Annotated in this window: 6 protein-coding genes; 2 read left to right on the top strand and 4 right to left on the bottom strand. The window is 70.3% G+C overall.

Annotation, left to right across the window (positions count from 1 at the left end):
• Nucleotides 1-268: 268 nt before the first annotated feature.
• On the top strand, nt 269-751 hold the full coding sequence (locus tag HV824_RS33475) for a hypothetical protein (RefSeq protein WP_176421434.1): 483 nt from the start codon (nt 269-271) through the stop codon (nt 749-751).
• Nucleotides 752-832: 81 nt separating this feature from the next.
• On the opposite strand, the gene HV824_RS33470 is transcribed toward HV824_RS33475, so the two are convergent.
• Genes HV824_RS33470 through HV824_RS33460 form a run of 3 tightly spaced genes read right to left on the bottom strand, consistent with a single transcriptional unit; the run spans nt 833 to nt 6,529 of the window.
• On the bottom strand, nt 833-3,979 hold the full coding sequence (locus HV824_RS33470) for an efflux RND transporter permease subunit (protein WP_176421433.1): 3,147 nt from the start codon (nt 3,977-3,979) through the stop codon (nt 833-835).
• A gap of 22 nt (nt 3,980-4,001) precedes the next feature.
• Nucleotides 4,002-5,153 (bottom strand): efflux RND transporter periplasmic adaptor subunit, encoded by a 1,152-nt coding sequence (locus HV824_RS33465; RefSeq protein WP_176421432.1) that lies wholly within the window; start codon nt 5,151-5,153, stop codon nt 4,002-4,004.
• Nucleotides 5,141-6,529: a TolC family protein gene (locus tag HV824_RS33460; protein ID WP_176421431.1), complete on the bottom strand. Its 1,389-nt coding sequence runs from the start codon at nt 6,527-6,529 to the stop codon at nt 5,141-5,143. The genes HV824_RS33465 and HV824_RS33460 overlap by 13 nt, the downstream gene beginning before the upstream one ends.
• Before the next feature lie 118 nt (nt 6,530-6,647).
• On the opposite strand from HV824_RS33460, the gene HV824_RS33455 reads away from it, so the two are divergent.
• Nucleotides 6,648-7,103: a MarR family winged helix-turn-helix transcriptional regulator gene (locus HV824_RS33455; RefSeq protein ID WP_176421430.1), complete on the top strand. Its 456-nt coding sequence runs from the start codon at nt 6,648-6,650 to the stop codon at nt 7,101-7,103.
• An 80-nt stretch (nt 7,104-7,183) separates the two neighbouring features.
• Here HV824_RS33455 and HV824_RS33450 read toward each other — a convergent pair whose 3' ends face one another.
• Entirely contained in the window at nt 7,184-8,212 is a 1,029-nt protein-coding gene (locus HV824_RS33450) for a cell envelope biogenesis protein TolA (RefSeq protein WP_176421429.1), read from the bottom strand.
• Nucleotides 8,213-8,462: the final 250 nt, after the last annotated feature.

Raw genomic sequence — 8,462 nt, 5'->3', positions numbered from 1 at the left:
GGAGGGGGGTACCTCCGGTGGGTTTCAGCGTACCCCAGGGGCCTGCCGGGTACCCGTCTTTGACGCACGGAGCCTCGCGGATGCGCCGCGCTCCGGTGCGTCGTGCCGATGGGCTGCCGCGTGTGATGGGGCTCTCTTGTCTGGAATTGTTTTTTCTTCGAGCCAGGTTGCCGCGTCCCTTTCGTATGGCAATGCGAGCCTGCGATTCCTTGTGGGCGCGGGCCGGTACGTGTCTCCCAGCGGCGGGAGACGTCAGAGGAGAACCACGATGAAGCTGAAGACGCTGGTGGGTGCTGTGGTGATGGTGGTGATGATGACGGGCTGCGGGCCAATGGAGGAGGCTCCCGTCGATGAGGGCGCGCAGCTGTCCACGCTCTCGACGGAGGAGCTGGAGAAGCTCCAGTCTTCGATTCCAGTGCCGGACGCGCAGATGCTGCAGGCCCTGCAGACGGCGTGCGGTACCACGCCCGAAGGTGCCTGTGTCGCCGCCGGGTACGGCGCGTGTACGGGGTGGTCTGCTGTCGTGGATTGCGGTGCCATCTCGGCGTGCGATCCGGATGACATCGCGTGCAAGCAGCGCATCTGCAATCCCGAGCGTCCGAGCGACTGTGAGTGGTACACGACGGGGACGCAGTACCAGGCCCGCAACCAGTACCGCGTCTGCTCCAACCCGGTGGGCGACACGTGCACCGAGTACATCCGGACCAGCCGCAGGGTTTGCGGCTGCGGCGGCAACGGCATTCCGTTCTAATCGCTGACAGGCCTGACAGCACACGGCCCGGCCCCTCATGAGAGGAGCCGGGCCGCGGTCGGTTCAGGTCTGTCGCGGGCCTCAGTGGGACGCGGCGGGCGTGGGCACCGCTTCGTCCTCACCGGTGGACCGCTTCGCATCGCCGCGGAGCTTCTGCATCAGCACGTAGAGCCCGGGGATGAACACGAAGTTCACCACCGTGGACACCAGCATGCCGCCGAACACCGCCGTCCCCAGCGAGTTGCGGGACGCCGCGCCGGCGCCGGAGGCCGTCATCAGCGGCACCACGCCCAGGAGGAAGGCGAAGGACGTCATCAGGATGGGACGCAGGCGGACCTCCGCCGCCTCCACCACCGCGTCGGTGGCGCTCTTCCCTCTCTCCCGGAGCTGCTCGGCGAACTCGACGATGAGGATGGCGTTCTTGCTGGCCAGGCCCACCAGCATCACCAGTCCCACCTGGCAGAACACGTCGTTGGCGAACCCGCGCGCCAGCTGCAACCCCAGCGCGCCCATGATGGCCAGGGGCACGGAGAAGATGATGACCAGCGGCAGGCTGAAGCTCTCGTACTGCGCCGCGAGCACCAGGAAGACGAAGAGCAGGCCCAGCGCGAAGATGATGGCCGTCTGCCCACCGCTCTCCTTCTGCTCCAGGCTGATGCCCGTCCACTCCGCGCTCATGCCCTGGGGCAGGTGCTGCGCGGCCAGCGCCTCCATGGCTTCAATCGCCTGGCCGGAGGACACGCCCGGCGACGGCTGCCCGTTGACCTCCGCCGCGCGGAACAGGTTGTAGTGGCGGATGACCTGGGCGGACACGGTGGGCTCCACCTTCACCAGCGACTCCAGCGGAATCATGTCCCCGGTGTCGCTGCGCACGTAGAAGGCGCCGATGTCCGACGGGCTGTCGCGGAACTGCTGCTCCGCCTGCACGTACACGCGGTACGTGCGGTTGGCGTAGTTGAAGTCGTTGACGTACTGGCTGCCCATGTAGACTTGCATGGTGCCGAACACCTGCTCAATCGGCACGCCGAGCGCCTTCGCCTTCTGCCGGTCCACCTCCACGTCGAGCAGCGGCGTGTCCGCGTTGAAGGAGGTGAAGACCCCGCGCAGCCGCGCGTCCTCGTTGCCCTTGGCCACCAGCAGCTGCGTGGCCGCGGCCAGGTCATCCAGCGACTTGGTGCCGTCGATGTCCTCGACGATGTACTGGAAGCCGCCCACGCTGCCGACGCCGCGGATGGCGGGGGGCTGGAAGGGCAGCACGCGCGCCCCTCCGATGCGGCTCAGTGGGGCCCGCAGCCGCTCCACCAGCGCGGACACCGACTGCTCCTTGCCCGCGCGCTCCTCCCAGGGGGCCAGCGCCGAGAAGATGGTGGCCATGTTGGGGCCGCTGCCCTGCATGGAGAAGCCGCCGATGGCGAACATGGCGCGCACCTCGGGCTGCGCCTGCAGAATCGCCTCCGCTTCGGCCAGCACCTTCTCCGTCTGGGCGAGCGACATGCCCTCGGGGCCCTGGATGGAGATGATGACGTAGCCCTGGTCCTCGTCGGGGATGAAGCCCGTGGGCGCGACGCGGAACAGCAGCACCGTGCCTCCGATGCACACCAGGAAGGCGAGCAGAATGAGGGCCGGATACTTCAGCAGCTTGCGCAGGCCCCGGCCGTAGAGGGCCTTCGTCCCGTCCAGCACCTTGTCCACCCAGCGGAAGAAGACCCACTTCTCGCCCACGTGGTGCTTCATCATCCGCGCGCTGAGCGCGGGGGTGAGCGTGAGGGCGCAGAAGGCGGAGAGGACCATGGAGGCGGCGATGGTCAGCGCGAACTGACGGTAGATGGCGCCCGTGGTGCCCGGGAAGAGCGCCACGGGGACGAACACCGCCACCAGCACGATGGAGATGGCGATGACGGCGCCGGCCACCTCCTTCATGCCCTCGCGCGCGGCCTGCATGGGAGACAGGCGCCGCTCCACCATCAACCGCTCGATGTTCTCGATGACGACGATGGCGTCGTCCACCACCAGGCCCGTGGCCAGCGTGAGGCCGAAGAGGGTGAGGGTGTTGATGGAGAAGCCCATCAGGTAGACGAAGGCGAAGGTGCCAATCAGCGAGACGGGGAGGGTGAAGGCGGTGATGAGCACGCTGCGCCAGCCGTGCAGGAAGAGGAAGATGACGAGGATGACGAGGACGATGGCCTCCGCCAGCGTCTTGACGACCTCGTTGATGGAGGCGCGGACGGCCAGGGTGGTGTCGGTGCCCGTCTGGAACTGCATGCCCGGCGGGAACTGCTTCGACAGGCGCTCGAGCTCCGCGTACACGCCGTCGCGCACGTCCAGCGCGTTGGCGGTGGGCAACTGGAAGATGCCCAGGCCCACGCCCGTCTTGCCGTTGAAGCGCAGGACGGTGCCGTAGTTCTCCGCGCCCAGCTCCACGCGGCCCACGTCCTTCACCCGGACGCTGGTGCCGTCCGTGGCCCGCATCAGGACGATGTCGCCGAACTCCTCCGGCTCCACCAGCCGGCCGCGGGCCCGCACCGCTATCTGATAGGGCTGGTCTTCGGTGGACGGAGGCTGGCCGACTTGGCCCGCGGCCACCTGGAGGTTCTGCTCCTGGAGCGCGCGCGTCACGTCCTGGGGCGTCAGCTTGCGGCGCGCCAGCTCCGTGGGGTCCAGCCACAGGCGCATGGAGAACTTGCGCTCGCCGAAGATGCGCACGTCACCCACGCCGGGCACGCGCTTGATGGCGTCCTTCAGGCTCACGTCGGCGTAGTTGCTGAGGAACTTGGCGTCGTAGCGGTTGTCCGGACTGAACAGGCCCACCGTCAGGAGCATCTGGCTGGAGGCCTTGTTGACGACGATGCCCGTCTGGTTCACCTGCGAGGGCAGGCGCGCCGAGGCGCGGCTGACGCGGTTCTGCACGTCCACGGCGGCCACCTCGATGTCGCGCGCGGCATCGAAGGTGATGGTGACCTGGCTGGTGCCGTCGTTGCCGCTGGTGGAGGTGATGTAGCGCATGCCCTCCACGCCGTTGAGCTCCTGCTCCAGCGGGATGGTGACGGCGCTCTCCACCACCTCGGCGCTCGCGCCCACGTAGGTGCTCGTCACGGTGACTTGTGGCGGCGCCAGGTCCGGGTACTGGGAGATGGGCAGCGTGGGGATGGCAATCAAGCCCACCAGCGTCAGCAGGATGGAGCAGACGATGGCGAAGACGGGCCTACGGATGAAGAAGTCGACGAACATGGTGCTGTATCCGGCCCTTCGTTCAGCGGCTCCCGCCGACAGTGCCGCCACCCGTGCCAGAGGCCCGGGGCGGGCCGCTGCCAGTGGGAGCGTTGGCCTGCTTGGGTTTCACCGCCATGCCATCCCGCAGCGCCTGCAGCGAGGACACGGCGACCTGGTCGCCCGACTGGAGCCCGCGCTCCACCACGTAGGCCATCTCGCCCAGCGCGCCGAGCGTGATGGGGCGGCGCTCCACCACCGTCTTCCCGTCCTTCGCCAGGACCACCAGCGCGAAGGGCTGGCCGCTCTGCCGCACGACGGCGAGCGCGGGAATCTGCAGCGCATCCCGGGCCGAGTACACGAGCCGCGCGCGCACCAGCTCGCTGGGCCGCAGGCCCACGGTGTTGCGGAAGGCGGCCTTCACCTCCACCAGCTGGGTGCGCGGGTCCGCCTGGGGCGCGATGTAGAAGACGTTGCTGGTGAGCAGCACCTTGCCCGTCCCGTCGAGGATTTCGAGCGCGGTGTCGGGCTTCATGGACCGGGCGCGCGTCGACGGCACCGACACGCTCACCTCGAGCACGTCCGCCTGCGCCACGCTGGTGAGCGGCGTCGTCATGCCCACGTAGTCACCCAGCCGCACCAGCACGTCGCCCATCGTTCCGGCGAAGGGCGCGCGCACCAGGTGGTACTGGAGCTGCACCTGGCGCTGCGTCACCTGCGCGGCGGACGAACGCGCCGCGGCCTGGGCGGCCTCCACCTGCGCGCGGCCCTGCTCCAGCTCCTGCGCGCTCGCGAGCCCTTCCTTGTAGAGCGCCTCGGTGCGCTCCAGCGTGCGGCGCGCCAGCTCCAGGCTCACCTGGGTGGAGCTGAGCTGCGCCTGCGCGCTGTCGAGCGCGGCGGTGCCCTCGCGCGAGTCCACCTCGATGAGCGCCGCGCCGGCCTCCACCTTCTCACCGGGGCGCACGTGAATCTTGCGCACGTAGCCCGCGACCTGGGGCAGCACGCTGACGCTCTGCCGCGACATCAGCGAGCCCAGGTACTCCCCCGTCTCGCGCACCTCGCGCGGGGTGAGTGTCAGGACCTCCACCTCGCGGGGCGGCGGGGCCGGCGGGGCGGCCTTCTGTCCCGAACAGCCCGCCACCACCGCCAGCAGGGTGACACCCCACATCGCCTTCATCTGGTTCACCAGTCGCACCGCGCCTCCGTCAGGAATGCGTCCAGGCGCGCCTGGACGAGCTCGAATTCACGCAGCACCAGGGTCAGCTCCGCCTGGCGCAGGGCCGCTCCGCTCTGCACCAGCTCCAGGCTGCTGCCGCGGCCCACTTCAAAAGAACGGCGGGTGAGGCGGTCGGTCCGGTCCGCGAGGTCGCGGGACGCCACCGCCGTCGACACCAGGGCCTCGGCTACCTCCACGGCGCGCCGGGCCTGGGCCACCTCAATCGACACGTCGCGGCGGGTGCTCTCCAGCGCCTGCGCCGCCTGGCGCTCCAGGCCCTCGCGCTCGCGAATCAAGCCGCCGCGCAGGCCGCCTTCCCAGATGGGGACGGAGAGCACCGCGGACACGCTCCAGATGGCCACGCGGCCGAAGCCGGGGTCCGTGGTGAGGCCAATGGCGGTGCTCGACAGGCCCAGCGTGGGCAGGTAGCCGGCGGTGGCCTGCTGGCGGCTGTCGCGCGCGGACTCCAGCTGCGCGCGCGAGGCCACGAGGTCCGTCCGCGCGTTCATGTCCTTCAAGGGCGCGCAGGCCCGCTGCGTCTCGTTCACCAGTCCCTGGAGGTTGAAGTCCCGGCTGACGCCCATGGCGTCGCCAAAGCCCACCGCCAGACCCAGGGCCTCACGGCTGCGCCGCAGCTGCTCGTCTCCCGCGACGAGGGCGCCGCGCGCCACCGCCACGTCCTGCTCCACGCGCACCACGTCCAGCTGGTTGCCCGCGCCCAGCTCATAGGTGCGCTGCGCGAGCGCGAAGCGCTCCAGGGCCTGCCGCAGGCCCACGCGGTTGATCTCCGCCGCCCGCTCCGCCGCCACCGTGGACACCAGCACCTGGGCCAGCCTCCGCGTGAGCAGCCGCCGCGTCTCCCCGAGCGTCGCCGCCGCGCTCTCCTCGGCGGCCACGGCCGAGGCGCGTCCGCGCCAGGCGCTGACGTCCACCAGGGATTGCGTCACGTTCGCCGTGGCGGTGACCAGCGGCGTGGAGGGACCGCCGCTGTCGCCGCCGCCAATGCCCACCAGCGGCGTACCGCCCGCGCCCACGGGGAGGTCGGGGTTGAGGAGGTCCACACCGACACTGGACGACAGACGCGCATTGGGTAGCAGTGCGGCCAGGGCCTGACGGGCGCGGCCCGCGGCGCGCTCCACGCCGGCTTCGGCGCTGCGGAGGTCGGTGGAGCGCGCCCGGACGAGCGCGAGCGCCTCGTCCCAGGTCGTTACCTGCCGCTGCGCGGGGGCAACGGGGGTGAGCATCGCGTCCTCCACCTTCGGCTGGAAGGGGACGGGCGCGGGAATGGACGATGACGGCTCGGTCAGCGTCGACGCCGCGACGAGCGCCAGGAGAATGACGGAAGGGGAGGCCATACCAGGAGGAGGAAATGAGGGAACTGCGTGTGGGCTGAAAACTTCCCCCCGTTGTGACCAAACGCGTCGCGTCGATGTAATTGACAATGGTTGTAGTCTGCAACCATCTTTGGGGGAGATGACTGTCCCGGAGCAAATGGCCTCGCTGCGGCGCGCCATCCGCCGCCTCCTCACCGAGCGGCTGGGCGAGCAGACCAGCAGGCCCTTCATGCAGTTGCTGGCGCTGAAATCCATCGCCGACGGTGTGCGCAGCCAGTCCGCCATCGCGGAGCGGCTGCTCGTGGACGCACCCGCGGTGAGCCGGCTCGTCGCGCGCCTGGAGGAGGACGGCCTGGTGAAGCGAAGCACCGCGGAGGATCGCCGGTGCGCGCGCCTGGAGCTGTCCCCGGCCGGCCATGCCGAGCTGAACCTGCTGAGCGACGCGCTCCTGTGGACGGACGAGGAGCTGCTCCGCTACCTCACGAAGCCGGAGATGGCGGAGCTCAAGCGCCTCATGGACAAGCTCCTGACGGGCCTCATCCAGGCCCGGGGGCCGGTGCCGCTCGAGGGCGGCTGCGGCTCGTCCGACGCCTGAGGTGGAAATGACGAAGGGCCCGGCCCTGGAGGTCCTCCAGGATGCCGAGCCCTTCAAGGTGCCCGTATCGGGCGGGTGCGTCAGGCCTGCGCGGGCTTGGACTCCGCGTCGGCCGGAGCGCTCTCGGGCGCCTGCTGCTCGGTGTCGGCCGGGGCCTCCGTCTTGGGGGTGGCCTGGGTCTCGCTCTCGGCGCGCACGCGCGAGGTCTCCTCGGTGCGCTGGTCGCTGGCGGCGACCTCCTCGGGCGTCAGCTCCGTGCGGTCGGCGAGCATGCCCGTCTTCTTCTCCAGGTCCTTGATGGCCCGGCGAATCAGGTCGCGCTCCAGGAGCGTGCGGTTGAGGCGCTTCTCCAGGGCCTTGTACTTGTCACGGCTCAGGTCCAGGTCGTGCTTGGTGGCGGCATAGACGCGCTGCTGCGTCTCGTTGCGGCCCTTCACCCGGCGCAGCTCCTTCTCCAGCTCCACCGCGCGGTTGCGGTCCTTGTTCGCCGCCTGCTCCAGCCGCTCCATCTTCTCGCGGTCGGCGTCATTCAGCTCGCGGTAGCGGCGCTGGCCACGCTCCTGCGCCGCCGGCTCCGTCGCCGAGGGCACCACCGGCACCACCGCGGCGATGACGGCCTCGCCCTCCTGGGCGGGGGCGGCGACCTGCGCGGCGGGCGCGGGCGCGGCGATGGGCGCTGCGGGCGCGGGCTGCGGGCGGCGGCCCTTGGCCTCCATGTCCGCCTTCAGCCGCTGGTTCTCCACCAGCGCGTGGGACAGCTCCTCGCGGGTCCGCTCGAGCTGCGCGGAGGCGTTGCGCTCCACCTCGGCGCGCGCCTTGGCCAGGTCCAGCGCGCCCTTGTCGGACTCCTTCTGCTCGTAGAGCTTGCGCTTGCTCTGCTTCAGCTGCTCCTTCAAGTCCTGAAGTTGAGTGCGCTGCTCGTCCAGCTCCTTCTGCTTGCGCTGCAGCTCCGCCTCGGCCTTGGCACGCGCCTGGGTGTCCGTCACCAGCTCGGCGCGGGGCGCCGACGAGGACGACGAGGGAAGCGCGGCGTGCTTGGGGCCGGCGAAGAGATTGAAATAGAGCGAGATGGCGAGCCCGACAGCAAGGGCGAGGACCAGGACCAGCACGGGAACGACCTCCACGGGGAAATGCAAAAAGCGGGGCAGCCTACCGTCAGCCCCCGGGGCGTCAAGGGTCCACTGCTGGACGTGCTTCGGTTCACTCCCTGCGTCGCCTCGGCCAGCGGCCCGGCGGGGGGCCGGAGCGCCGTCCGTCACCTCAGTACGCGTACTCCCAGCCGCCGCGCCCACCGGGGCGGGCTCCCAGGCGGGCGCTCAGCGCCCTCAGCCGTCGGACCCGCTCGGGGATGGGCGGGTG

The sequence above is a fragment of the Myxococcus sp. AM009 genome (assembly GCF_013372605.1).
In the GTDB taxonomy this organism is placed as follows: domain Bacteria; phylum Myxococcota; class Myxococcia; order Myxococcales; family Myxococcaceae; genus Myxococcus; species Myxococcus vastator.
This window is presented reverse-complemented; position numbering and strand designations above follow the sequence as displayed.